This window comes from Achromobacter sp. DH1f, from assembly GCF_000633435.1.
Taxonomy (GTDB): Bacteria; Pseudomonadota; Gammaproteobacteria; order Burkholderiales; family Burkholderiaceae_B; genus Achromobacter; species Achromobacter deleyi.
In genome coordinates, this window is the sequence record NZ_AYMF01000144.1 from 1 (window position 1) to 442 (window position 442).

Genomic DNA, 442 nt, shown 5'->3' on the forward strand with positions numbered 1-442 from the left:
TTCCATCGACAAGCTGTTGCGCGCGCAGATCGCGATCATCATGTTCGCGGCCGCGTACATCGCCGAAACGGTGCGCGGCGGCCTGCAGGCGATTCCGAAGGGGCAGTACGAAGGCGCCGATTCGCTGGGCCTGAACACCTGGCAGCAGATGCGCAAGATCATCCTGCCGCAGGCCCTGAAGATCGTCATCCCGCCGCTGGTCAGCATCTTCATCGCGCTGTTCAAGGACACCTCGCTGGTGGTCATCATCGGTATCTTCGACCTGACGCTGGCAGCCAAGGCGGCATTGTCCGACGCGGCATGGCGCGGATTCGGGGTAGAGGCGTACTTGTTCATCTCGCTGATCTACTTCGTCTTCTGCTTCTCCATGTCCAAATACAGCCAGGCACTGGAAAAACGCCTGGCCACGGGTCACGAACGTTAGGGTCAACAGCCCCGCACT

General features: G+C 60.6%; 1 protein-coding gene. It reads left to right on the top strand.

What is annotated here, in order from left to right; all coding sequences use genetic code 11:
• On the top strand, positions 1 to 424 hold a 424-nt coding region (locus U858_RS0133480; RefSeq protein WP_025141394.1), incomplete at its 5' end, for an amino acid ABC transporter permease.
• Between the last annotated feature and the right edge of the window lie 18 nt (positions 425 to 442).